Origin of the sequence: Streptomyces sp. WZ.A104 (assembly GCF_002382885.1) — a bacterium.
Taxonomy (GTDB): domain Bacteria; phylum Actinomycetota; class Actinomycetes; order Streptomycetales; family Streptomycetaceae; genus Streptomyces.
Map to the genome: position 1 here is coordinate 130627 of NZ_NWVL01000006.1, position 23889 is coordinate 154515.

The following is a 23889-nucleotide window of genomic DNA, read 5'->3' on the forward strand; positions in this document are numbered from 1 at the left end:
GTAGGTGCGGTGGGGTCAGGGGCGTTGCGCGGCGCGGAGCCGAGCCAGGGTGCGCCGGCCGCGCTCAACGAGCTCGGGTTCGCCGTGGGCGGTGCCGTAAGAGATCCCGGAGACGGAATCCAGGACGGACAGGACCGTGAGCTGGGCCTCTTCCTCCGGAGTGAAGGGGCGGCCGTACCCATCCATCACGGCCTGGAGAAGATCGGGGCGGCCGTGCCACGCGTCGGAGAACCGTACGAAGTCCCGGACCGCCGGGCCCTCCTCCGACCGCTCGAAGTCGATCACGTACAGCGCGTCGGCGGCCGCGTCCCACCTCAGATTGCGGAGCTGGAAATCACCGTGGGTGGGCACCACGTCCGGGGCGGGCAGGCCCGCGGCCTTCCGGGCGGTGGTGCGGATGAACTCCTCGTCCCCGGGCGCGAGATGGGGCCGGGCGCCGTCCAGGTGCCGCTCCAGCTTCCCCAGCGGCAGCATGCCGGCGGCCGGGCGCGGTGGGGCGCTGGTGTGGATGGCCGCGGCGAGCTGCCCGATGCGGCGGAAGATGAGGCGCTGCTGCTCCGGCGAGTAGACGGTGCCGTGCAGGGACCGGCCTCCCACCGCGGTGAGCACCACGGCCCGCAGCGTGGGGTCGGCGGCCACCAGCCGGGGCGCGGCCGCCCCGAGCCCGGGCACCCAGCCACGGAGGGCGGCCACTTCACGCCGGTGGAAGCGGTCGTTCTGGTGGATCTTCACGTACCAGGTGCCGCCCTCGGCGCCGTCCGCCCTCCAAACGCGGCTTTCCGCCCGGACCCAGGACACGTCCGTCCAGGCGGTGATCCGGCCGACCGCCTGCTCGGCGAAGACGCGCAATGCCTGCTCCGGGACCGCGCCGCGCGCGGCGGGGTCGGGGACCAGGACCAGCCGGTCGACGGACGGGTCGTAGGCGATCGGATCGCCGGGCTCCTGGAAATGGACGGCCATCCGCGCGCCAGCCCGGTAGGCGTCCAGTCCCGCCCGACAGTAGGCCACCATCGGCTCCGGCAGGGCGTCGAAGGAGAACCACCCCATGGCGTCGCACACCCGGTGCTCGACGACCTCCGGGATGCCCTCCCAGCGCCTCACCTCGAAGAACACCCCGAGCCGGGCGGCGCCCGCGGGGGAGCGGTGGTGCACTGTGACGGCCGCGCGGACGTCGGCCGGATCGACGACGATGCCAGCCTCCTCCCGGGTCTCGCGCACCAGGGCGGTGACCACGTCCTCCCACGGGCCGTCCAGATGTCCGCTGACCAGATGCCAGCAGCCGGCCGCGTAGACGTCGCCGGCCCGCCGGGACAGCAGCACCTCGGGCCCCGCCGCGCCGTCGCGCACGGCGACCAGGTGGACGTCGAGCGGCTCCGTGTGCCGCTGGACGCCGGTCACGCGTCACCGCCCCGGCGGCGGGCGAGCAGCACGGTGAACTCCGTGTCCTCCTTCAGGACGCGGTGCAGGACGGGCAGCAGCGCGCGGGGCATCTGGCCTGTGCCGGTCCCCAGGTCCAGCAGGACGGGGTCGGGCACGCCGTGCTGGGTGGCGGCCAGGAGGTGGACCGCGGCGTCCGGCAGGCCGGGACGGTAGCGGGCGTAGTCGGCGGCCTCGGGCCCGAACAGGGCGTCGTCCGAGAGCGCCGCCGGGGCCGGCTGGTCGGGGCGGGTCATCGCGTATCTCCAGGAGTGTGGGGAAGCTGCCAGGTCAGGGCGCCGTTTGGACTCGTGGCCCGCTGGCTGCCGTCGGTGTCGAAGTGGAGCTGGTAGGCGGCAGGTTCACCGGCCGCCCGCCAGCGGGCGGCGGCGTCCTGGATCTCCGCCCAGATGTCCCGGGGGCCGCAGGTCGTCACGTCCCACCGTCGGCGGCCGGCGGCTCGCACGCGCATCCACGATCCGCACTCGGGCGCGCCGACCGTCAGGTCCTCGGCGCCGAAGTGGCGCACCAGCCCCGGGTACAGGGCGTCCAGGGCCAGCCACATGCCGCGCGCCGTGTCCGCCGGCGGCGCGAGCCGGCTGCGCTGCGTCCACCCGTCGGCCGTGGTGATCGTCTTCCGGAAGGCGGCGGACAGGAACAGCCGGTCGAAGCCGGCACCGGCGCGGTGCCCGAACTCGACCGCGCGCAGCTCCGCCTCCACGGTCCCGTCCGGTCGTTTGTCGATCACGGCCAGGCCCGGCCACGACGGCGACGACGTCCCGAGCGTCATCAGCGCGCGTCCGCCCGGCGCCAGCTGCTCCACCAGGGCTGTCGGCACGCGGGGGACGGCGAAGGAGACGAAGACCCGATCGTACGGCGCCGTCTCGGCCCACCCCGCCGTGCCGTCCCCGGCCACCGCGGTCGGCTGGTAGCCGAGTGTGGACAGGCGCTCGCGGGCGGCGGCGGTGACGTGCGGGTCGATGTCGAGGGTGACGACGCCTGCGTCGCCGCACAGGAAGCACGCCACGGCCGCGGTCACCCCGGCGCCGGTTCCGACGTCCAGCACGCGCTGCCCGGGCCGCAGGTCCAGGAGCTGGAGCAGGTCCGCGGTCATGCCCATCGTGCTCGACATCGCGGTCATCACGCCCCCGCGGCGCGGTCCGGCAGTACGGCTGAGGATCGGCTCCCCGTCGTGCTGGATCGCGACGCTGTCCCCGCTGTGCAGCCGCTCCAGCAGCTCCTCCCGGTCGCCCGGGCGGGACCAGTCGAGCAGGTCCCAGCGCGGCGGGGTCTCGTCCGGGGCGCTGCGCCGTACGTACGCCTGGGGCATCAGGACCTGGCGCGGCAGTGCGAGCAGGGCCTCGCGCACCGGCCCGGGGCGCAGCTCTCCGCTCTCCTCGAGCCGGGCGACCATCGCCGCCCGGCCTTCCGCGGCCCCGGAGGTGTCGCCGGCGAACTGCGGCGGCACGAAGGGCGCGGCGGACAGAGCGGTGTCACCGCGACCGTCGCACCCGAGAGGCCCGGATGGGGCGGGCACGGCAGACGTCACCGCCATGGCGTGCGGCACCTTGTTCACGTGGCATCTCCTCCGGGCGAGCGGTCGGTACGGTCGTCTTCCGTACGAGCGGGCGTGGGCACGGCCGGAGGCGCCGTCCGCGGCGCGTGCGGCGACGGCACGGCAGCGTTGCCCGTCCCCGGCGGGGCGGGCGGTGAGCCGGGCATGTGCCGCAGCGCGCGCAGCGGGGATCGGGCGAGGACCCCGAGCGGGACGAGCAGCAGGAAGGTCCCGGCGGTCAGGGTGGGGCGCACCCCGATCCAGGTGCCCAGGCCGCCGGCGAGCAGCGCGGCCACGGGGCGGGCGCCGGCCGTCAGCCACGTACTCACAGACTGCATCCGCGCCTGCATCCCGGCCATGGTGATGATCTGACGAATCGAACGCTGGGTGGTCCCCGCGGCACCGGCGCAGGCCAGCTGAAGGAACAGGGCGACACCGATCGCGACCTGCCAGCGAAGGCCGGGGGAGGCGAGCAGCAGCGGGATCTGGGTCAGCGGGGGGATCGCGAGCGCGGTCAGCATCATCGGCCCCGGGCCCCACCGGCGGGCGAGAGCCGGGGCGGTCAGCGCCCCGGCGGCCGCACCCAGAGCACCGAAGCCGAGCATCACGCCGAACGCGGTCGCGCTCACCGCGAGCGTCCGCAGCAGGTACAGGGCCCACAGGGTGTTGAGCAGGCCGAGCGCGAAGGAGGTGGTGGCGTTGACCAGCGTTAGGGTCCGCAACCGCTCGTCGCCGTGCACGTACCGCAGGCCCTCGCCGATCTCCTCCCCCAGCCGGCGGGCCTTGGGGCGAGCCGCCCGGGCGGGTTCGGCGGTCTGGATGCGGGCGGTGCATCCGGCGCTGATCAGGAAGGAGGCAACGTCGCCGAGCAGGGCCCGGGCGGGGCCGAGCACCGCGGTCAGCGCGGCGCCGAGGTGGCTTCCGGCTGTCGCGGCGATCGCGAACAGCGCGCCCACGCGGCTGTTGCTCCGCTGGATCAAGGACCGGTCGACGAGGCTGGGCAGGAGGCTGATGGCCGCCGCGTCGTGCAGGACGCTCGCCGCTCCCTGGACCACGGCGACGATCATGAGCTGCGAAAAGGTCAGCGCGTCCAGCGCGGCCGCCACCGGCACCGTGGCGAGCGCTGCGGCGCTGACCAGGTCACTGGTGATCATCTGTCGGCGCTTGGAGTGCCGGTCGGCGAGGGCGCCGGCGTGCAGGGCGAGCAGCGCGGGCGGGAGCTGCCCGAGGAACGCCAGCCATGCGACCTGGGCGGTGGTGGCGTCCAGGTGGAGCACGGCCAGCACCGGCAGCGCCATCTGGGTGATGGAGCTGCCGGCCACGCTCGCGGTCTGGCCGGTCAGGTACCGGCGGAAGTCCCGGTGCCGCCACAGCGAGGCGCTGGAAGAAGCGGGGGATTCAGCGCAGGACGTCACGGAGCGCCTCCTCGGCTTCGTCCAGGCGCTCCCACAGCACGCCCGTGGCCTCGTGCCGGGCGCGCCCGTACGCCTCCAGCTCCGGGGTGACCGCAGCGGGGTCGTTCAGCGGCTCGGACAGGGGATAGACCGAGCAGGCCAGGTACCCGGCGGCAACCCGCGGCACCGCGAGGAGGTCCTCGGCCGGAAGCTCCGGGTTCGCCGCCCGGTAGGCGCCGACGGCGCGGGCCAGGCCCGGGATCCAGTCGTCCGGGCGGGCCAGTACGGTGCGCGGGTCCAGCACGATCCGGCCGAGCTCCCAGGCGGCACTGCGATGCCCCGGGGGCCGGAAGTCGATCACTGCGGCGACCTTCTCGCCGCGCAGCAGCAGGTTGGGCGAGGCCAGGTCCCCGTGCACGACCTGCGTCATCAGGGTGACCGGCAGCTTCTCCAGGCGGGCCGCAACCTCGGGAAGGGCGGCAAGACGCTGTTTCGAGGTGTGGGCGCACCAGGCGGCGAACCCGTCCGGTGCAGGCGGTGCGGCGGCCCAGCGGGCGAGGAGTTCCTCCAGCTGCCGTCCGGCCCGCGCGACGTCGCACACTGCGCGGGCCGCAACAGGGCGCGGCGGTCCGGCCGGGTGGCCGACCAGGACCCGGTGCAGCCGGCCCACGGTCTCACCCACTGCCGCCCACCGGCCGCCGGAAAGCCCGCCCTCGGCCGTCTGCGCATCCGCGACGTACTCCGCCACGGACACCGACAGCCCGCCGGCTGAGGCGATCACGTCGCCGCTCACCGTCCGCCGCACGGCCGGCACGGGCACCCCGGCCCGTCTCGCCGTCTCACCCAGGGCCAGCGCCTGCCGGTCCTCGGCCACATCGGTGCCCGGCGGGTACGCCTTCACGAACCACCGCCGGCCCTTGTGGTCCTCGGCGAGGTAGTTGCGGGTCACCGTTCCCGCCGGTCCCTGGCTGACCGCCGTCGGCGTGATCCGGTACAGCAGCGCCAGGATCCCGGCCACGGCCATCGTTTCGGCCTCGCCGCTCATCTCGGCATCTCCGGCGCCGGGGCAGCCCTGCGGACGGCGCCGGGCCGGGCGCCCGGCCCGGGCCTGCGACAGGTCGGCATACGCACGCTGTTCACCAGCCCATCTGGGAGAAGGCACGGCCCTTGGCGATATCGCTGATGGCGGTCCGGGTGTAGGAGACAAGGCGATCCGGAAGCTCGTGTGTCGGCCACCACTTCCAGGTCAGGCACTTGTCGGGCTCACGGACTTCCGGAGTGCCCTCCCATCGGTGCGCCCGGAAGACGAGTTGCATCAAGGGCAGGCTGTCCGGGCTGTCGACGACGTGGACGACGTGCGCGAGTTCGACGTCAGCGGGGTCGATGACCAGTCCCGCCTCTTCGCGCGCCTCGCGGACCAGGCACGCGAGGGCGGACTCCTGCTCGCACCGCCCGGCGAGGTAGTGCCAGGTGTCGCCCGCGTACTTCGAATCGGGGTGACGCAGGCCGAGCAGCACCCGGCCTTCGTCGTCTTCGAGGTGGAGGTGGACCCCGACGCCGTTCAGCACCACCCGGTCGCCCCCGTCCCACACGGGAGGAGCCACGGCCCGGCCGTCGTCCGGAGGATTCTCGGCCGCGTGCCGGCGAATCAGAGCACGGGTTGCGGGGCTCAGCCGCAGCCGGTCCAGTTCGTCGGGCGTGAACCAGTGCAGCAGCACGCCCTCGTGTAGCCGGAGCCGGTCCGGGTTGCCACGCCATCGGCCGGCGAAGACCCGGACGGGGACGCTGAGGCCGTCGATGCTGGTGGCGTCCTCCACGGCGTAGGGCATGAGGTCCTCGAGGCGGAGGTCGGGTACCTCCTCGGACAGCTCCCGCAGCAACGTGGCCTCAAGGCTCTGGTCGTCGTGCGTACGGCCGCCGCCGAGGAGGGCGAACGCCCCCGACTCCCAGATGACGCCGGGCTTGTGGTCGCGCAAGTGGAGCAGGTAGCGGCCCGCCCCGTCGTGGATCAGAGCGGAGGCGTTCACCGGTTCCGGCTGGCCGTCCAGCCGCGCCTGGAGGAGCTTCGCGCGCAGCGTCGGCGAGGTGACCTCCGGCTGCGGGAGCCACTGGGCGCCGGACACCTCCGCGTCCTGCAGCGCGATCGCGGGCGGCTCCTCGCCGGCGAGGCAGAAGACGTAGCGGACGTCGTAGTGGCGGTGGGCCGGTTCGCCCTTGGCCGGGTTGCCGTCGATGTCGTGGACGTCGATGTCGATCGGAGAGCCGAGCAGCTGCCGGGTCAGGCACAGGGCGCCCGGCGCGATCCCGGCCTCCTCCGACACCTCGCGCAGCGCCGCGGCGAGCAGTGTCCGGTCGGCGGGCTCAATGTGGCCGCCCGGGGCGAGCATGAGGCCGCCGGTGGCCCGGTGCCGGATGTGCAGCACCCGGCCCTGCCGGTCGATCACGACGGCGCTGCACGTGACGTGCCCGGGCAGCGTCGTCCGCGCCGTCACGTCGGCGGGCTGGTCCAGGGCGGCGAGCAGCCCGGACAGGGCCTCCCGCTCGCCGGGGTGGCGGGCGAGGTACGCCTCGACGGTCTTGCGGATCGAGGAGGAGCTGGGGGGCATGAGCGTTGTCTCGCCTTCGACGTAGGGGCGGGGTGCTGCGGGGCCGGGCTGGTGGGGCTCGCGTGGGTGGGTCAGCTCGCCGTCTCGTGGTCGGACGGCTGGACGCGGCGGGGGCCGGGAAGCATGTCGGCCGCGGGCGCGATTCCGTACTGGGCGGCCTGGGCGGTGAACATCCCCTCATACAGGCCGCCCGGGCGGGCCATGAGCTCGTCGTGCGTACCGTCTTCGACGACGCGCCCCTGGTCGAGGACGTAGATGTGGTCGGCGTTCATGGTCGCGGCGAGCCGGTGGGTGACGAGGACGACCGCGTGCCCCTGCTCGGCAAGGGACCACAGCCCCTGGAACGAGGCGATCTCCGCATGCGGATCCAGTGCCGAGGTCGGCTCGTCGACCAGCAGGAACGGCGCCTGCCGGTACCTTGTTCGAGCGTCCCCCAGCTTCTGCCATTGGCCGCCCGAGAGCTGGACACCTCGCTCGTATCCCTTGAAGACGATCGAGTCCCAGCCGTGCGGCAGGCCCTCGATCAGGTCGAGCACACCTGCCTCCTTGGCGGCCTGGCGGACGCGGTCCATGTCCCGGGGGCGGTCGCCTGCGCCGATGGCCACGTTCGCGGCCGCCGTCATCTCCCAGCGCGGGAAGTCCTGCGCCAGCACCCCGACCGCGGCGAACACCTGGGCACGGTCCGCCTCGCGGAGCTCAACCGGTTCGCCCGACTCGCCCTCCCACCACACGCTTCCTTCCGTAGGCAGGAGGAGTCCGGCCAGCACCTTGGTGAGCGTGGTCTTCCCCGAGCCGTTCGCCCCCACCAGGGCTGTCACCTTCCCCCGGGGAACCTGCACGCTCACGCCCTTCAGGGACGGGCCGTCGGCGCCCGGGTAGGTGAACGACACCGCCTCCGTCCGCACCTGTCGCACCGGCGCGGGCAGCGGCGTCCCGGAGTTCGGGATGGCGTTCTCCCCGGCGATCTTGATGGCGTCCTCGGTGTCGGTGAGGAACAGCAGCTCCTCGTAGAGCCGGTTGACCTGCTGCACGAGCGACGTGAGCCGCGCCGTCGAGGTACGGATGGCGATCACCGCGGTCCCGCCGACCGCGAGCGGCAGACCGCCGGACGCCAGGAGCCACCACAGCACCCCGTAGCAGGCCAGCGACGCGAGGCCGGCGAGGCCTCCGGCGACCAGGTCCGTGGACGCCTGCGCCCGGGCCAGGCGCCGCTGCTCCGCCTCCGTCTGCCTCGACATCTCCTCGTAGCTGGACAGCAGCTTCGCACCGGCGGCGTGCACGCGGAGCTCACCGGCCGCGTGCGGGCGGGTGAGGTAGGCCAGCAGGGAGGCGATCGCCCTCCGGTGGTCGACCCAGTTCAGGCGGGACAGGTAGTCACGGCGCGCGGAGCGAACCGCTCCCCACCCCTTGGGCAGGGCAATCGCCAGCAGCATCGGCAACAACGCCCAGTGCAGCGACGCCAGCACGACCGCGGCCGCCGCCATACCGATCACCACGCTGCCCACACCGACCGACAGCCGGAGCATGCTGCGGGCCGAGTCCGTGCCGAACTTCCCTGCCTCCAAGACCCGCTGGACCTCCGGCCGCTCGGTCGCCTCCACCTCGACGTGGGTGACGGCCGTGTAGTACTGGGCGGACACCGCCCGCTCCACCTGCGGCTCCAGCCGGCCCGACATCGCCGTCGACCACGCCGCCAGCACCGCGGTCGCCACCGCCGCGACCGAGAGCACCACCAGCGACGGCAACGCGTCGCGGAGCTTGTCCGCGGTCGGACCGTCGGCGAACAACCGGGTGAGCACGCTGTTGACCGCCACCAGACCCCAACCGGCGGTCACGCCCTGCCCGAGCTGCGCCGCCACGAGACCGGCGAGCGCCCGCCGGTCCGTCTGCCAGCCGGTGCGCAGCACCATGGCCACCATGCGGGGAAGCGCGGCTGCCATGTGGCCGAACTTCATCCGGGTGAGCGGGCCTTCGTGCCGGACGTATGACTGGTCGTAGCGCAGCCGGCCGCCGTACAGCTCCCGCTCGGCGTCCGAGATACCGTCCGGGACGGGGGCCTTCGGCGGGTTCTCGGTCTCGTCGCTGGCTGGTTCGGCTGTCGTCAACGTGTTCCCCCTCGTGGACGTGATGGTGGTGTCGGCGTGTTCAACGACGCCGCAGCGATTTCGAACACATGCGCTTTCGGACGGGTTTCCTTGCCCGGGGTTGAGCGGTTCTCCGCAGCTGCACGGTGCACCGACCCTTGCCGCGTAAGAGCACGCGGCCGGGGCGGATTGGCCGAAACGCCGATGGTCGGGCGCTGCGGCTGCATGTGGGTGACGGAGGCTCGCGATCGATGCACTCAGTCGCCTTCGACGGTGATGCCGAGTTCGGTCACCAGGGCCTGGATGAGGTCGTGCTGCTGGCCCGGGCCGATGCGGACCCTGGTGAGGTGGGTGATCCCGCGCACTGTGGAGAGGTCGTTGCCGCGTAGGTCGGTGTCCCGGTAGCGGCCGGGACCGAATCCCGTGAGGCGGAGCCCGCACTCGGAGAAGACGACATCGGAGAGATCGCAGTCGGTGAAGGTGGCCTCGGTGAGGACGCAGCCGGCGAACGCGACGGGGCCGGTGGCGCGGACCTTGGCGAAGGTCGCGTAGTCGAGTCGGCAGTTCTCGAAAAGGACGTGGTCCAGGACCAGGCCGTCCAGCGCGGCACCAAGCAGCTTGGTGTCCAGGATGACGACACGGGTCAGCTTGCTCTCCTTCCAGCGCACCGCGCGGAGATCGCTGCCGACGATCTCCACGCCGTGCAGGTTCAGGTTCTCGAAGCCGACGCGCTGGGCGCGGACGCCGTGGATGCGGCCGGTGACGAGCCGCGTGTCGGAAAGGTCGAGGGAGCGGAGGTCCGCGTCGCCGAAGGCGAAGTCCTGGACGGCACACCGCGGGTTGTCCAGGGTGTCGATGCCTGTGAGGTAGAGGCCCGGCTCGTCCAGGTCGGGCAGGGTGATGGTGGCGGTGCCGAAGGTACGGGTGCTCATGGACACTCCTTGCTCTGCTCCCGGGCGGCCGGTCGTCGGGCCGCCCCGGCGCCTGCGGGGGCTGGGACTTCTCTGCTCCGGTGGAGACCTGCCGGAGGGCGGCCGCACCGGTCCTGGTGTCTCTCGGGCCAGCGTGCGGGCGGTGGGCGGTGCCCGAAGCGTCAGCGCGTCTCCTGATGGCGGCCGTGGCTGCCGGCCTCGGACCCCGGGACCGGGGGCCGGGCAACCGCGAGGCGCAGCGTCATGACCGCGTGGTCGGTAAGGCCCGCCTCGCGGGCCTGGTGGTGGCAGTCGCAGGCGAGTACGCGGTCGGCATGGCGAGTGGAGACGAAGAGGTGGTCGAAGCGGAAGCCGCCGCCGGTGCGCCCGTACCAGGAGTGAGCGATCTTGTCGGGGTGCAGATGGCGGAAGGCGTCGGTGAGGCCGGCGGCTTGGAAGGAGTCGTAGAAGGCGTACTCCCAGGCGCCGAAGACCTTGTGCGGGGGCTGGTGGCCGCGTTCGATGACGTTGAGGTCCCCGGCCACGATGACAGCCATGTCCGGGAAGGCGGCGGAGAGCTTCGGCAGGGCCTCGCTGACCGAGTCCTGGAAGGCGCGCTTGGCGACGTTGTGGTGCTCTCTGGGGCCGCGGGAGGGGACGTACAGACCGAGGACGCCGATGTCGTGGCCGCCGGTCGTGACGCGGGCGGCCGGGGCCCGGTGGGGCGTGACGGCGACCGGGCTCTGGACTGGTTGGGCGTCGGCGGTGCGGCAGGCGATGACCGTGCGGTAGTCGGCTTCCGCCGGCTGCGGGGCGATCACGGTGGTGTACCCGCGCTCGCCGAGCGTGGTGACGAGAGCGGCACCGCCCTGAGTGGAGGACACCTCGGTGAAGATGGCGATGTCCGCGTTCTCCTGGGCGGCGACCCAGGCGGCCTGGCGGCGGGAGCGGTCCGGGGAGGCGTGCTGGGCGTTGAACAGCAGCAGCCGTACGGCGTCGTCGGCCGGAGCGTGCGAGGGTTCGTCCGGGGTGATCAGGGACAGCTGCTCAGCGGGGGCGCTCATCGGGCGGCGCCCTTCTCGTCGAGGAACGCCTCGCTCTGGGGCGTCTGCTGAACGGGTCGTAAGGACGCCACGCTTTCACGGATCACTCCGCTGCTGGCCCGAAGCGCATGGACCAACCTGTCGGCCAAGGTCTGAGGGAGCCCTCCGTCGTCCAGCCCGCAGGCGTGGACCAGGTCGCGGGCAGCGTTCGTTTTCCCGGAGGAGATCAGGTTGGTGAAGCGGGGGTTGGCCAGGCATTCGCGGGCGGCGTAGCCGTCGGTCGCGGCCATGGTTCGACGGTGCAGTTCCTCGGCGACGAGGTGTGCTGCGGGGCTGTCGGGCTGGTCGAGGAGGTCCAGGACGGTCAGCCCGAGGCGTGTGTCGAAGACGGTCGTACCGATATCGGGTTCGCGCTGCACGTAGCCGTTCACCAGCTCGGGGAGCAGGTCGTCGACGGGGCGGTGGGCGGCTCGGTGGCACATCACGGCCAGGCAAATGGTGACGGCGTTCTCCCAGGGTTCGCCGGGTGTCGTCTCGGCGACGAGGCCGGTGGCATGGTCCGGGTCGCCGTGGAGGGCGGCGAGTACGGCGACCTGCCGGCCGTCCAGCATCCGCAGTCCGAGGCCGTGGTGTTTCTCGATGTGGGCCAGGGCCTCGGTCCAGCGGCCGGCGGTGGTCAGGGTGCGGGTGCCGTCGGCGAGGATCACCCGCCACAGCCAGGCGCGTACCTCGTCGCGGTCGGTGTCGCTGGTGGTCAGCTTCGCGGGGATGCGGACGCCTTCGAACTCTGCGGGGGCGACGTTGCTGACGGCGTCGAAGAGGTCGAGGAGGCGGTGGCGGCCGTCGTCGGTGTTGCCGGCGCGGATCTGGAGGCGGGCGAGGTTGACGACGGGTTCGAGGGCTCGGATCGCGGTCATGCCGGGAAGGGGGGTGGCGTGGAGGTAGGCGGCGGCGTGCTGGTGGCACCACTGGCGGGCGAGGTCGGGCAGGCCGAGGTCGGAGGCGAGGAGGGCAGCCTGGTTGTAGACCGCGGACGCCAGGCCCTGGTCCGCCTTCGTCTGGGCCGTGGCGGAGAGCTCGACCAGGGCGCGGACGCGCTGGTCGAGCGGCAGGCAGGCAGGGCGGAAGCGGGAGATGAGGGGGAAGCGCCGGGCTATGGAGGCGCACGGGTCCATGGGAACTCCCAGGGAAGGGAACGGCGAGTGGGGCTGCGGGCCCGCCGTCGGTCGGCGGGCCCGCGCCGGGGGGCTACTGCCAGGTGACGAGGACGCGGTTGAGCGGGGTGTCGAGGACGAACTTCCCGGGGCGCTGGTCGATGGGGGGCGCGTCGAGCGGCAGGAGCTCGAAGGCGGCTTCCCGGCCGCGGTACTCGCGGTCCCAGGTGCGGATGGCGTCGGCGACCTGGGAGGCGAGTTCCTCGCTGCCAGGGCCGTGGCCGACGACGCCGAACTCCCAGAGCTTGCCGCCCTCGGGTGTCTTCTCGTCCAGCAGGCGCCGGGTGAGGTAGGTGAGCGCGCCCTTGTCCACGGCGGCCGTGGAGGAGGGGTAGGGGTCCTCGGTGAGCACGGTGCCCTTGGCGTCCTGCGGGAACAGCATGCGGATCAGACCGGAGGGCAGGGAGCAGGAGACGAAGAGCTCCATCCACTCCGGGCTCTCCATGGCGCGGACCTTCATCCCGGTCCACTGCTCGGTCCGCGGCTGTTCCAGGACGCCGGCGAGGGCGTCGGCGTCGATCTGCTGCCCGGCGGGGGCCTGGAGGCGCACGGTGCTCTGCGTGGAGAGGGGGATGACGCGGCGGTCGTCGTCGGCGATGCCGCGCCGCAGCGGCATGAAGGTGTTCATCTGCGAGCCGGATGAGATCCAGCGGCCGTCGCGCTCCTGGTAGACGATGGAGCGCGAGACGCTGCCCTTGAGACGCTGGGGGGTGACGAGCCGGCCGCCGGGGGCGAGCTGTTCGAGCCAGGCAGGCGGAATGCCGTGTGCGCCGACCGTGGCGATGATCCGGTCGTAGGGTGCGCCCTCGGCGTGGCCGAGGGCGCCGTCGCGGGTGAGGGCCTGGACGTTGGTGAAACCGGTGTCGGCGAGGTGGGCGCGGGCGCCTTCGACGAGGTCGTCGTCGACGTCGATGGTGGTGACGTGTCCGTCGGGACCGACGAGGTGGCCGATCAGGGCGGCGTTGTAGCCGGTGCCGGCACCGAGTTCGAGGATGCGCTCGCCGGGCTGGGCCTGGAGCTGGTCGAGCATGAGGGCGACGACGCTGGGCTGGGAGGCGCAGGAGATCGACGTGCCGTCGGTGTCGTACTTGATGTTCACCGGCGCGTTGGTGTAGGCGTCGGTGAGCGGCGCGTCGGGGACGAACCGGTGCCTCGGGACCGCGCGCAGGGCGTCCTCGACCTCGGGGGTCCGGGCGTGGCCTTCGGTCTTGATCTGGTCGACCAGGGCATTGCGCAGGCGCTCGGCGTCGGCTTCGGGTGTGGTGAGCGTGTCGGTGTTCACCGCGCTGACGCTATCGGCGGCGGGGGTGTTCGCCTGGGTGGACGCGGTGTTGTCACTCGATCCCATGACTGCCTCTCGTGCGATGTGGAACAGGGTGTGCTGGTCTGCGGCAGGCAGGCCGGCACGGTTGGCGTGGAAGATCACGTGGTGGGTGATGACGGCGCGCAGACCGCGGGTCAGTTCGCCCCGCGCGGCAAGGTGGGCGAGGGTCGTGCCCGCCCGTTCGAAGGCGGCGATCCACTGAGCGTGGCCGTCCAGCGGCCCGCCCGCCCGGCACAGGCTGCGCGCCTCGGTGGTCATCAGCTTCCGCATCGCCGGCAGCAGGCTCTCGGAAAGGCCGGGAGCCGAGGTGCCGGGGCGCAGGGCGGCGGCGTTGCTCCACACGTCGCCCTGCTCGAACCAGTCGAGGTTCGCGGCGCGCATCAGGCTGCTCATCAGCAGGACGGCCATCTCCGCGCGGTCCAGGTGTCCGGGGCCTGCCTGGTAGGCGAGGAGGTGGCGGCTGTCCTCGTGGAAGAGGTCGTGCGCGGCCGCCATGGCTGCCGGGCCGCCGAAGGCGTCGGTCTCCGGCTCGTAGATCCCGGTCGTCCAAGAGGACGCGATGCCGTCCGCGACCAGGTCGTCCAGCAGCGCCGTTACGGCCGGGGCAGGCTGGTCGGCCAGGTACCGCAGCGGCCAGGGCTGCTTGTTCATGAACCACCAGCCGCTGAGCTGCCGGTCGGCTTCCGCCTCGCGCAGGACGGGGCCGAGGCGGTCGGCGATGGCGGCGCGCGCGGTCTGCCGGTCGGGGAAGGTGATCTGGTGCTGCTGCCAGTGGTCGGCGAGCATCAAGGTCCTCTCGGGTTCAGGCGACGAGCAGGAAGGCGTCCCAGCGGGTGTGGGGCGGGGCAGTACCGGAAGCGGCGAGGAGGCCGAGCCCGATACCGGCGGCGCCGTCGAGGAGCCCGGCGCCTGCGGGGCCATCAACGAGTGCCGCGCCCGCGTCCTCGGGTTTCGAGCCGAGCGGCAGCAGGCTGGCCAGCAGGTCGGGCAGAACGGCGCGGAGCCGGTTCGCGGTCTCGGGCGCGGCGTCGGCGGCGGTACGGACGGTGAGGTGAGCGAGTCCGGCGAAGCCGTGGCACAGGCCAAAGTCCGTGGTGGCCCACAGCTGCTCGGGGTCGGTGAGAGCGTCCAGGACGGCGTTCTCGGCGACCGCTCGGCGGGCGGGATCGCCGAGCGCGAGAGCGGCGAGCTGCTGGGCACGCGCTATGCCGACGGTTCCGTAGCACCACGAGGGCCGCCGGGCACCGGCGGGCGCGAGCCGGCCGGTGCGCAGCTCGTCGCGGGTGACCCAGTACGGCCAGGTCCGGTCCTGCGGGCTGGCGGTGGCCCAGCGATCGAGCCAGGCCAGGATGGTGCGCAGGGCCTGGCGCTGACCGCTGACCGTGGTGCCGCGACGGACGCAGAGCGCGAGCAGAGCCAGGACGGAGCCGATGCCGTGGGCCATGCCGGAGTTGCCGTGGCCGCCGGGGAAACGGTCGTCCGGCCGCCCGGAGGGCCCGGTGAGCGTCCACCACCCCGGCAGGGTGTCCCCTTCATGGATGATCGGTTCGGTCAGGCGTACGCAGTAGTCGAGAACCGATCGCAGGGCCGGGCCCGCCGGGTCGCGGCGCAGGAGGTAGCCGCCGAAGCCGGTCAGCCCGCGGATCGCGTCGAACTCGGCAAGCGCCGGGAGCCGCCCGGCGTCGATCCGGCGGTGCGCGGCGTCCAGGCGGCGTTGGACGTCGTCGAGGACCTGCCGGTCCAGCAGGGCGAGGTCGCGTTCGTAGGCGCCGGGAAGTCCTTCGGCGGCGCAGGCCAGGACGTGCGCGAGCGCGGGGGCGCCGTAGAAGGGGTGGCTGTCGGCGCCGCTGGTGAACGGCTGGCGGGCTGCGGCCGCGAGCCAGTCGTGGGCGCGCTGCCAGGGCCCGAGACCGGCCGCGGCCCGCTCGATGTGCAGCAGAGCGATGCCGATCGGCCCGAAAGCGAGGTGCTGTCGGGCGGCCTGCGTGCTCACCGTGGCGGGTGCGGTGCCGGGGTGGGCGAGGCGGTCGGCGATGCCCGCGGACAGGCTGAGGACTGTGTCGTGGTTCACCGGGTCCTCCTGGGGCGGGCGTTGAAGGCCAAGGCGGCAGCGCGGGCGAGGTGGAGGCAGATCTCCTCCTCGGGGAAGTTGACCGCCACGTGCCGCACGAAGTGGGTGTGCAGCAAGGAGGTCAGGACGTCGTCCAGGGCGATGCCCTCGGTGTCCGGGCCCGGCAGGTGCTCACGGTAGGCGGCAAGCGCGGCGGTACGGTCGGCCCAGCCCTCCACGATCGCCTCGCCGCCAGGGACTGCACGGAGCGCGGCAAAGTCGTCGTGTGGGTCGGCCAGGCGGACGGCCTCGGTGAACTGCGGCCTTGGGATCGGCTCCGGCGCCCGGTGCGGGATGTGGTCAATCAGCCAGCGCGCGCCGGCCTGCGGGCTGCCGAGGAACGCCGAGGTGATCGCGAAGGTGTGGGCGGCCACCAGCGTGCGCTGCTGCGGGCGCCGGAGCTGGGAGAGCTGGGTGACGACGGCCCGCGAGTCCGCCCGGAACACCTCCTCGGCGGCGCCCCACGCGCCCCCGGAGCCCCAACGGCCCATCTCCCGGTAAGAAGTGGGGTACCGCAGATCCGCCAGCAGCCCGGCCGTGCGCAGCTCGTCGGCCCACGCACTCACCGTACGGGCGGCGTCCGCGAAGCCATCCGGGTCCGCCAGAGCGATGCGCAGGCGAAGGTGCTGGTCGGGGTCGCGGAAGCGAATGAACCACCACGGCGGAGAGCCGAGCTCGCGGATGAGGTCGGGGACGTGCCGGGCCAGCACGGCGTCCTGACGGCGCAGGTCCCCATACAGGGCGGCCAGCAGCACCGAGGACGCGCCCGGCATCTGCGACTGGGCCCGCGTGAGGGTGCGGGCCGGGGCCGGCTGGGGCAGCGGCGGCCAGGCAGCGGACCGGGTCGCCTTGAGGGGGACGATGATGTCGTGGGCCCGGCCCTGGCTCCAGCCGTACGCCTGCGGCCCTGGCGCCTCGGTGAGCACCACGGCCGAGGCACGGTCGAGGTACCGGCGCAGCAGACTGCCGTGGGCGGCCTGGGCGAGGTCAAGGGGGAGGAGCCGGTCGCCCTGGACGAGCTGCACGTGCTGCGGCAGGCGTCGGCGGCTGCGCCACTCGCCGAGCGCGAGGTTCCATTCCGCTGTGGGACGGTCCCGGCCGGGCAGGTCGGCCGCTTCCAGCCGCCACCGGGCCGGGGAGAGCACGATGCGGCCGTAGCGCAGGCGCGGGAGGAACGGCGCCGTCGCGGCAGCGCCCCAGTCGAAGGTGGTCACCTGGGCGCACTGGCCGCGCGAGAGCTCGGTAAGCAGCCGGGCCAGCGGCGGGGTGTGCTCGGTGAGGTTGAGCGCGTGCATGCCCACGGCCTCGATGCGACGGCGGAGACCCGGGGCGGCCAAGTACATCCGACGGCCGTCGCAGGCCACCGCGAGATCGGCTGGAGTGAGCACGTCCGGGGCGGGCGGCCGGTGCTCTTGCAGGCTGATCAGCAGCGGCAGGACGCGGGGGGTCCGGGTGACGTGCGCGGTGTCGGGCAGCAGCGGAGGGAAGGAGAGCTGGGCGGGGTCAGTGCCGAAATCGGCGGCAGGCAGGTCGGCCAGCCCCGCGCACAGCGTCTCGCGCGCGGCGGGATCCAGGACGCTGGCGAAGCGGCCCGTGCTCACCCCGGCGCCACGGGACACGCTTGTGACCTCCACGGTGAACCGGCCGCGCTGTATCTCGTCGACGCTCGCCGCGTGCAGCCGTACGCCGATCTCCAGGTGCGGCGGCACCCGCGGTTCCTTCGGCCCCACGTCCAGGGCGTCCACCATCTCGTCGGTGAGCACCACCTCGTCGTGCCCGTCGAGCGCGGCGGCCTGGGCGAGGCGGACCAGCACGTCGTCCCGGGGGGAGATCCGCCGTCGGCGGGCGCCTGCCGGGGCCCCGGGGTAGCCGGCGGGGTAGCCGATGCCGCTGTCGGCGACGACATCGAGGAGGGGCACCATCGTGCCGATGCCGTACCGCTCGTAGAACCGCTGGTGGTACTCACCCAGCCCGCGCCCCCCGTACGGGCGGGCACTGAGCCGGGTGAGGACGATGGCGGCCCGCTCGACCTCGCGCGCCACCTCCTTGGGGAGCCGGAGGTGTGCGTCGAGGCGGAGGTCGAGCGCCAGCGGGTGGCGGCGAAGGCCCGGCACCAGCCGCCGCATCCGGACGGCCACCTCCTCCCGGTCATCCGCCGAGGCGCACTTCGGCAGCGCCGCGTGGACGGCGCGGAGGTCTCTGACCTTGCCGACGAGCGGGGCGAGGGCGTCGGCCCGGGCCGCGTCAAGCTGGGCGAGGACGTAGCCGAGGGCGTCGGTCTCGGTTGCCGGCGCCTGAAGGTTCGTGATCAGCACGCGCCGCCGGATCAGCCCTACCAGCAGCCCGTGGACCCGCTCGGGCACCACACCAGGGAACTCCGCGCCCAGCTTCTCGGCCAGGTCCTCGAACCGGACCGGCTCCTCCGCTGCGGCAAGGGCACTGCGCACCGGGGCGGACAGCTCGATCGACGCCTCCACCGCCCGCCGCCCGTCGTCCTGATACGGGACGATCAGGCGCCCGTCCCGTACGAAGGCCGTGTTGTTCACCATGACGGACAGCCACGGCAGCAGCTCTCCGCTCTCCTCCAGTTGCTCGACCAGCCGGGACAGCCACTCGGCGCCGGCCCGCGCGACGACCACATGATCCTCGCCCCAGACGGCGGCCGTCCGGTCGCCGAAGGCGGCGGTGGTCACGCCGGCGAACAGACCGAACGGCGTGGCCCGGTGCCCTGCCCGAAGCAGGTAACGGACCAGGGAGAGCCCGACGCGCCGCACGTCGCGCCCGGAGGGAGACGGGGACGCGCACAGAGTCTCGACCTGGGCCCCCAGGTCCGGGCTGGCGTGCCGCACGGCCTCGGCCAGGGCGGATTCGCTCCAGACGGCGCGCACCCACGCGAGACGGCTGGCGGTGATGTCTTCCTGACCGGCGTTGGGGAGGGGGCGGTCGTCGAAGTCCGGGAAGGGAGTCTCGGCCGGGGCCGGTCGTGCGACGGCACGCACGAGGGCGGTCGCGCCGGCCCGGAATGCCGGTGGTGCAGTCACGAATGCCTCCTTGAGCCGGGCGGGAGGGGCGGCCGGGGCCACCGCACCATCGGTGTGGCGGCCCTGGCCAGGTTCAGGCCGGATGGCCCAGGTCAGGCGACGTTGGTGGTGCAGGCGCCGCAGGTGGTGCCGCAGTTGTCGTCGGTCAGGTTGGTCAGCCCGGCGGCGTCGGAGACCTCCAGCAGGCTGACGTTCAGGGTGAACCCGTCCTCCTGAGCCACGGGCTCCTGGACCTGGGTGGTGCTCTGCGCGATGTTGCGCGTCATGTCAACTCCTCGTTGATAGATGGGGTGTTGCTGACTTGGTGGCGCTGCCAGAGGCGGGAGGCCGGAGCGTAGCCGGAGGGCTGGCTCCGTCCGCCGGGTTCTGGCCAACCCGACGCGAAGCCGCGGCGGGAAGCTTTTCCGGTCTCACCTGGGCAGGCGGGCCGGGGGCGGAGGGGCGGCTGCGCAGGGGCAGGCCGTAGGCGCCTACCTCGTAGCGCTGCTACTCGCCGGACGGACCGTCGGAGGGAGGACCGGACCCCACAGCCGGGCCCTCGCCACGGCGGCGCGGCCGGGGCCGGGTGGAGCGCCCGCGCCGGGGGGGGGCAGAGCCCGGCCCGGGGGCGGCACGAGTCCGGCCGGGCCGCGTGAGGGTACTCATCGCGCGTCCTCCTCGAGCCCGCGCCGTGTCGCGGCGGGGACTGTGCAGTAGATGAGCGCGGCCAGGCCGGGCGACGGCGCGGCGGCCAGCCGAAGCCGGGCGACCCGATGGCCGTCCGGGTTGCGGCCGGAGCCGAGCATGTCCCAGCCGAGGTCGCGCAGATGCCCCAGGAGCCGGCCGTCGGTTCCGCCGGATACGGTGCTTCGGCTCGGGGCCTCGGCGTACACGTAGTCGATGCCGGTGCGGGCCGCGTAGGCGGCGAGCCACAGCGTCATCAGCCATCCGACCCGGTCGGTGCGGCCCGGCGCGGTGTAGGCCAGGGAGACCTTCAGGGCCGGAGCCGGGTCGTCGACGGCCCACGACCGCAGATCCGGCTCCTGGTGCAGGAGGAGGCAGCCGATGAGGACTTCGTCCCCGCCGTCGTCCTCATACAGACCGACCGCCTCCGTACGGTGGTCCCGGAAGGCGGCGACGTGGAGGGCGGTGGGCGCGTCGAGGCCGCGCCGGGCGAGCCACAGGCCGCGGTCCTGGACGAGAGCGGCGGCCGCCTCGCGGTCGGCGGCCGTCACGATCGGCCGCATCTCGTATGCCCACGTCGCCCGGCCGTCGCGGTCGACTGTCGTGTCGGCGAGGGCGGTGGTACCGGGGGTGATGGTGTTCATCGCACCGCTCCGGCGGGCTGGACCGGGGGCTGCTCAGCGGTGGTGGTTGCTTCGCCGCCGAGGATGCCGTGGGTGTGGGCCAGCCCGATGAGGTGCGCGGCGTTGCTGGCGCCCGTCCTGCGCACGAGGCCGTCGGTCCGGGTACGGAGTTCGCCGACCGGGATCCGCGCTGCGCGGGCGATGTCGTCCGGCCGGGAGTGCTCGGCGATCGCGCGGATGAGCAGGAGGTCGTCCGCGTCCGGCTCGAAGACGCGACGCAGCAGCGGGGGCGGGGGCGGGGGCACCTGCTGGTGGCTGAGCAGGGTATGGGCGAGAACCGCGCGGGAGGAGCGCGGAGGGCAGTGCAGGCTCTCGCGCATCACCCGGACGTGGGAGCTCACCGTGTCACCGGACAGGTGTTCCTCGCCCGCGATCTCCGGGTTGGTGAGCCCGCACACGAGGTGGGCGGCGACCCGCTTCTGAGCCCGGGTGAGCGGAGTGATTGGGGCGGCGACGGTGGTGGTCATCTGGGTTCCTGGTCGGGTGCTGGTCAGGCCGCGGACGGGCGGAGGCGGACGGGCAGCTGCTCGTGGCCGTTGCTGATCAGGGAGCCGAGCGGCTTGAGCTGGTCGGCGGGGACGGCGAGTTCGAGGTCCGGGAAGCGGGTGAAGAGCTTGCGCAGACTGGTGGCAAGCTCCAGTCGGGCGAGAGGGGCGCCGAGGCAGAAGTGCACGCCGTGCCCGAAGGCGAGGTGGTCCTTGTTGCCACGGCGGATGTCGAAGTCGTCGGCGGTCTCGCCGTGCCAGTCGGGGTGGCGGTTGGCCGCGGCGTAGGAGGCGAGGATCGGCTCGCCCTTGGCGATGGTCTGGCCGTCGGGCAGCACGATGTCGTTGACGGCGTAGCGCATCGGCAGGTGCTTGACGGCCGGCTCCAGGCGCAGGGTCTCCTCGACGACGTCCGCCCATTCGGACCGGCCGGCGCGGAGCTGGTCGAGCTGGTCGGGGTGGGTCAGCAGGAGGCTGATGGCCTGGTCGAGGACGTTGACGGTGGTCTCGTATCCCGCGCTGATCATCAGCAGGAGGGTGTCGCGGAGCTCGGCGTCGGACAGGCCGTGCCCGTCTCCGTCGTCGTCACGGGCGGCGATGAGCAGGGAGGTCATGTCGTCGCCGGGGTCGGCGCGCTTGGTGGCGATGAGCTGGTCCAGGACCTCGTACAGGTTCGTGGTGTTGGTGGCGGCCTCGTCGGCGGTGAGGGTGGTGTCGAAGACACCGTCGACGACGCCGCGGAAGTGGGCACGCTGGTCGGCGGGGACGCCCATGAGGTGGCCGATGACCGCGAGGGGAAGCGGGTAGGCCAGGTGCTCGCGCAGGTCGATGCTCTGGCCGGTGGGCAGGGCGTCGAGGTCGTCGAGGATCGCCTCCACGATGGTCTCGACGACGGGGGCCAGGGCGTCGATGCGGCGAGCGGAGAAGGCGGGGGCGATCATGCGCCGCAGCCTCCGGTGGTCATCGCCGTACGCGGTGAACATGTTCTCGACGGCGACCCACAGCACGAGCGGCCAGGTCTGTATCGCCTCTTCGTAGCCGGGCCAGTGGGCGCGGGCGTCCTTGGAGACGTCGGGGTTCTTCAGCAGGCTCTTGAGCAGGACGGGGTCGTTGATCGACCAGGCGGTCACGCCGAGGATGTCAACGCGGACCGCGGCGCCGTGGCCGCGGAGCTGCTCGTGCTCGCCGTGGTGGTCGGCGCCGGTGGGGTCCAGGACGATCGGGGCGGTGGGCTGGGACATGGGAGGACTTCTCCTTCAGGCTGCGGCGAGGGCGGGGAAGCGGATCGGGAGGCGGGTCAGCGCGCGGTGGAACGGGCCCGGGCGCCAGGTCAGCTCGTCGGCAGGGCAGTCGAGGTCCATCTCGGGCAGCGCGTCGAGCAGGTCGGTGACGGCCGTTTCGGCGATGAGGTAGGCCAGGGAGCGCGCCGGGCAGGCGTGCGGGCCGGTGCTCCACGACAGGTGGGCCCGGTCACCGGACCCGCCTCCGTTCAGGGCGGCGGGGTCGTTGTTGCACGCGGCCATGGAGATGACGACCGGCTGGTGAGCGGGCAGCAGGATGCCGTCGAGGTGGACGGGCTGGGGCGGGTAGGTGATGCAGTAGTTGGCCAGCGGCGGGTCGCGGTAGAGCACGGTGTCCAGCACTTCGCGCACGGAGGCGCCGGCGGAGTGCACGGTCGCGGAGAAGTCCTCGTCGGTGAGGATCTTCAACAGGGTGTTGGTGATCAGGTTGGTCAGCGGTTCGATGCCGGCGCCGTACAGGGTGACGAGCTGGTGCGCCATCTCGGTGTCGTCGAGCCGGGCCGGGTCGGCGATGAGCCGGGAGGTGATGTCCTCGGCGGGCCGGCTGCGGCGCAGGGCGACGAGCTCGGACACCGCCTGGGCCAGCATCTGGTTGCCGGCCGCCGCGTTCACCCCGTCGAAGATCTTGGCCATGCCGTCCGCGATGCGCAGGCCGAGCTCGTCCGGGCAGCCCAGCAGCGCGCTCAGGATCCGGAAGCTGAGCGGCCACGCGAACTGCGCCAGCAGATCGGCACGGCCCGCAGCGCGGAAGTCGGCGATCGTCTCGGCGACGACCCGTTGGACGAGGGCGTGCAGGCGGTGCTGGTGTACGGCGTCGAGGGCGGAGGCGTTCGCCGCCCGGTAGCGGGAGTGCGCGGGGCCGGCCGAACGCAGCGCGTTGGGGCGGTACTCCATCATCGGCCGCACGGGACAGGTGTCGGGGACCGCCTGCTCCCACACCCGCGGGTCGGCGGGGAAGCGCACCTCGTCGTTGAGGATGCGGCGGGCTTGGTCGTAGCCGATGACCAGGGTCGCGGGCACGCCGGGCGCCAGGTCGACGGGCACGAGCGGCCCGTACGCGAGGCGCATCGCCGCGTAGGCGGCGTGCGGGTCGGCGGCGAACTCGGCCTCGTAGAGCGCGATACGGGACGGCGGTGGGGCGGTGGTCACGGGCGGCGCTCCAGGAGGCGGAGGTGGCGGGCGGTCAGGTAGGTGACGAGCTCGATCAGGGCCAGGTAGCCGGAGCGGCCCACGCGCGCGTCGCAGGCGGTCAGCGGGGTGTCCACGTCCAGAGCGAGGGCCTGGCGTATCTCCTCGCTCGGATACGCGGGTGCGTCGTCGAACCGGTTGATCGCCACGGCGTACGGGACGGCGTGCTCTTCCAGGAGGGCCAGGTGCTCATGGGAGGCGTCGAGGTTGCGCGTGTCGACGAGGACCAGGGCGCCCAGAGCGCCCTCGATCAGGCTCTGCCACAGCGGCCGGAACCGGGTCTGGCCGGGAGTCCCGAACAGGTACAGCACCCGGGTCGCGCTGATGTGGATGCGGCCGAAGTCGACGCCGACGGTGGTGGTCTGCTTCTGCGGGGCGTCGGCGAGGTCGTCCACCCCTGTGCTGGCCTGGGTGATCGGCTCGTCCATGTGCAGGGGCGGCACTTCGGACACGGACCCGACGAAGGTGGTCTTGCCCACGCCGAAGCCGCCCGCGACGACGATCTTCGCGGAGTGCACCGCGGTGGTGGGGCGGACTTCAGACCTTGGTTCGTAGACCACGGAGCACCTCCTTGAGGATGTCGATGTCGGGCTGGTCGTCGCGGGCGTTGACAGGGCTGATCAGGTGGCCGCTGTCCATCAGGTCGCAGACGAGGATGAGGACGGTGGACGGCGGGAGCTGAAGGACGGCGGCGATGTCGGCCACCGCCAGGCCGCCCCGTACGCCTTGGGCCAGGGCTAGGACCCGGCGGTGGTTCAGGCGTAGCCCGTCGGCCGGGCCGGTCGCGGCGAGGACCAGGGACTCCAGGCGCACGTCCGGCCGGCTGGGGCGGTCACGCCCTCCGGTCCGTACGAAGGGCCGCACCATGTCC

The 23889-nt window shown here is 73.1% G+C and carries 20 protein-coding genes; all 20 read right to left on the reverse strand.

Going from position 1 to position 23889, the window contains the following annotated elements:
* Positions 1–15: 15 nt before the first annotated feature.
* Complete coding sequence (locus tag CIB93_RS05050; protein ID WP_096624462.1) at positions 16–1398, reverse strand: phosphotransferase; 1383 nt, start codon at positions 1396–1398, stop codon at positions 16–18.
* The gene (locus CIB93_RS05055; protein WP_257002025.1) at positions 1395–1673 is read right to left on the reverse strand and encodes a hypothetical protein; all 279 of its coding nucleotides are present in this window, start codon (positions 1671–1673) and stop codon (positions 1395–1397) included. The genes CIB93_RS05050 and CIB93_RS05055 overlap by 4 nt, the downstream gene beginning before the upstream one ends.
* A complete protein-coding gene (locus CIB93_RS05060) occupies positions 1670–2992 on the reverse strand; it encodes a methyltransferase domain-containing protein (protein WP_257002026.1) in 1323 nt (440 codons plus the stop codon). The genes CIB93_RS05055 and CIB93_RS05060 overlap by 4 nt, the downstream gene beginning before the upstream one ends.
* Positions 2989–4386, reverse strand: coding sequence for an MFS transporter (locus tag CIB93_RS05065; protein ID WP_096624464.1), 1398 nt, complete (start codon positions 4384–4386; stop codon positions 2989–2991). The genes CIB93_RS05060 and CIB93_RS05065 overlap by 4 nt, the downstream gene beginning before the upstream one ends.
* Positions 4370–5410 carry a phosphotransferase enzyme family protein gene (locus tag CIB93_RS05070; RefSeq protein WP_257002027.1) on the reverse strand — a complete coding sequence of 347 codons (1041 nt, stop codon included), beginning with the start codon at positions 5408–5410 and terminating at the stop codon, positions 4370–4372. The genes CIB93_RS05065 and CIB93_RS05070 overlap by 17 nt, the downstream gene beginning before the upstream one ends.
* 91 nt (positions 5411–5501) lie before the next feature.
* Positions 5502–6971: an NUDIX domain-containing protein gene (locus CIB93_RS05075; protein ID WP_096624466.1), complete on the reverse strand. Its 1470-nt coding sequence runs from the start codon at positions 6969–6971 to the stop codon at positions 5502–5504.
* Between the two features lie 71 nt (positions 6972–7042).
* Positions 7043–8926, reverse strand: coding sequence for an ABC transporter ATP-binding protein (locus tag CIB93_RS05080; RefSeq protein ID WP_257002032.1), 1884 nt, complete (start codon positions 8924–8926; stop codon positions 7043–7045).
* A gap of 386 nt (positions 8927–9312) precedes the next feature.
* The gene (locus CIB93_RS05085; RefSeq protein WP_096624468.1) at positions 9313–9987 is read right to left on the reverse strand and encodes a pentapeptide repeat-containing protein; all 675 of its coding nucleotides are present in this window, start codon (positions 9985–9987) and stop codon (positions 9313–9315) included.
* 161 nt (positions 9988–10148) lie between these two features.
* A complete protein-coding gene (locus CIB93_RS05090) occupies positions 10149–11030 on the reverse strand; it encodes an endonuclease (protein ID WP_107470939.1) in 882 nt (293 codons plus the stop codon).
* On the reverse strand, positions 11027–12184 hold the full coding sequence (locus CIB93_RS05095; protein WP_096624470.1) for a hypothetical protein: 1158 nt from the start codon (positions 12182–12184) through the stop codon (positions 11027–11029). The genes CIB93_RS05090 and CIB93_RS05095 overlap by 4 nt, the downstream gene beginning before the upstream one ends.
* A 73-nt stretch (positions 12185–12257) precedes the next feature.
* Positions 12258–14333, reverse strand: a complete 2076-nt coding sequence (gene fxlM, locus CIB93_RS05100; RefSeq protein ID WP_096624472.1) for a methyltransferase, FxLD system — start codon at positions 14331–14333, stop codon at positions 12258–12260.
* A 16-nt stretch (positions 14334–14349) separates the two neighbouring features.
* A complete protein-coding gene (locus CIB93_RS05105) occupies positions 14350–15618 on the reverse strand; it encodes a lanthionine synthetase C family protein (RefSeq protein WP_096624474.1) in 1269 nt (422 codons plus the stop codon).
* Complete coding sequence (locus CIB93_RS05110; RefSeq protein WP_257002033.1) at positions 15615–18545, reverse strand: lantibiotic dehydratase; 2931 nt, start codon at positions 18543–18545, stop codon at positions 15615–15617. Before CIB93_RS05110 ends, CIB93_RS05105 begins: the two co-directional genes overlap by 4 nt.
* A 245-nt stretch (positions 18546–18790) precedes the next feature.
* Positions 18791–18964, reverse strand: a complete 174-nt coding sequence (locus CIB93_RS05115) for an FxLD family lanthipeptide (protein ID WP_096624476.1) — start codon at positions 18962–18964, stop codon at positions 18791–18793.
* 375 nt (positions 18965–19339) lie between these two features.
* Complete coding sequence (locus CIB93_RS05120; protein WP_096624478.1) at positions 19340–20005, reverse strand: hypothetical protein; 666 nt, start codon at positions 20003–20005, stop codon at positions 19340–19342.
* Positions 20002–20511 (reverse strand): LuxR C-terminal-related transcriptional regulator, encoded by a 510-nt coding sequence (locus CIB93_RS05125; RefSeq protein ID WP_107470940.1) that lies wholly within the window; start codon positions 20509–20511, stop codon positions 20002–20004. Before CIB93_RS05125 ends, CIB93_RS05120 begins: the two co-directional genes overlap by 4 nt.
* 23 nt (positions 20512–20534) lie before the next feature.
* A complete protein-coding gene (locus CIB93_RS05130; protein ID WP_096624480.1) occupies positions 20535–21770 on the reverse strand; it encodes a cytochrome P450 in 1236 nt (411 codons plus the stop codon).
* A 15-nt stretch (positions 21771–21785) separates the two neighbouring features.
* Entirely contained in the window at positions 21786–22979 is a 1194-nt protein-coding gene (locus tag CIB93_RS05135; RefSeq protein ID WP_096624482.1) for a cytochrome P450, read from the reverse strand.
* Positions 22976–23578 (reverse strand): ATP/GTP-binding protein, encoded by a 603-nt coding sequence (locus tag CIB93_RS05140; protein WP_257002029.1) that lies wholly within the window; start codon positions 23576–23578, stop codon positions 22976–22978. Before CIB93_RS05140 ends, CIB93_RS05135 begins: the two co-directional genes overlap by 4 nt.
* A complete protein-coding gene (locus CIB93_RS05145) occupies positions 23556–23885 on the reverse strand; it encodes a DUF742 domain-containing protein (RefSeq protein WP_179499974.1) in 330 nt (109 codons plus the stop codon). Before CIB93_RS05145 ends, CIB93_RS05140 begins: the two co-directional genes overlap by 23 nt.
* Positions 23886–23889: the final 4 nt, after the last annotated feature.

Bases quoted from the DNA above. Each gene is read 5' to 3' on its own strand.
- CIB93_RS05130 (WP_096624480.1), bottom strand. From the start codon at position 21,770: ATGTCCCAGCCCACCGCCCCGATCGTCCTGGACCCCACCGGCGCCGAC.
- CIB93_RS05090 (WP_107470939.1), bottom strand. From the start codon at position 11,030: ATGAGCGCCCCCGCTGAGCAGCTGTCCCTGATCACCCCGGACGAACCC.
- CIB93_RS05095 (WP_096624470.1), bottom strand. From the start codon at position 12,184: ATGGACCCGTGCGCCTCCATAGCCCGGCGCTTCCCCCTCATCTCCCGC.
- CIB93_RS05080 (WP_257002032.1), bottom strand. From the start codon at position 8,926: ATGAAGTTCGGCCACATGGCAGCCGCGCTTCCCCGCATGGTGGCCATG.
- CIB93_RS05055 (WP_257002025.1), bottom strand. From the start codon at position 1,673: ATGACCCGCCCCGACCAGCCGGCCCCGGCGGCGCTCTCGGACGACGCC.
- fxlM (WP_096624472.1), bottom strand. From the start codon at position 14,333: ATGCTCGCCGACCACTGGCAGCAGCACCAGATCACCTTCCCCGACCGG.
- CIB93_RS05085 (WP_096624468.1), bottom strand. From the start codon at position 9,987: ATGAGCACCCGTACCTTCGGCACCGCCACCATCACCCTGCCCGACCTG.
- CIB93_RS05115 (WP_096624476.1), bottom strand. From the start codon at position 18,964: ATGACGCGCAACATCGCGCAGAGCACCACCCAGGTCCAGGAGCCCGTG.
- CIB93_RS05145 (WP_179499974.1), bottom strand. From the start codon at position 23,885: ATGGTGCGGCCCTTCGTACGGACCGGAGGGCGTGACCGCCCCAGCCGG.
- CIB93_RS05070 (WP_257002027.1), bottom strand. From the start codon at position 5,410: ATGAGCGGCGAGGCCGAAACGATGGCCGTGGCCGGGATCCTGGCGCTG.
- CIB93_RS05075 (WP_096624466.1), bottom strand. From the start codon at position 6,971: ATGCCCCCCAGCTCCTCCTCGATCCGCAAGACCGTCGAGGCGTACCTC.
- CIB93_RS05120 (WP_096624478.1), bottom strand. From the start codon at position 20,005: ATGAACACCATCACCCCCGGTACCACCGCCCTCGCCGACACGACAGTC.
- CIB93_RS05125 (WP_107470940.1), bottom strand. From the start codon at position 20,511: ATGACCACCACCGTCGCCGCCCCAATCACTCCGCTCACCCGGGCTCAG.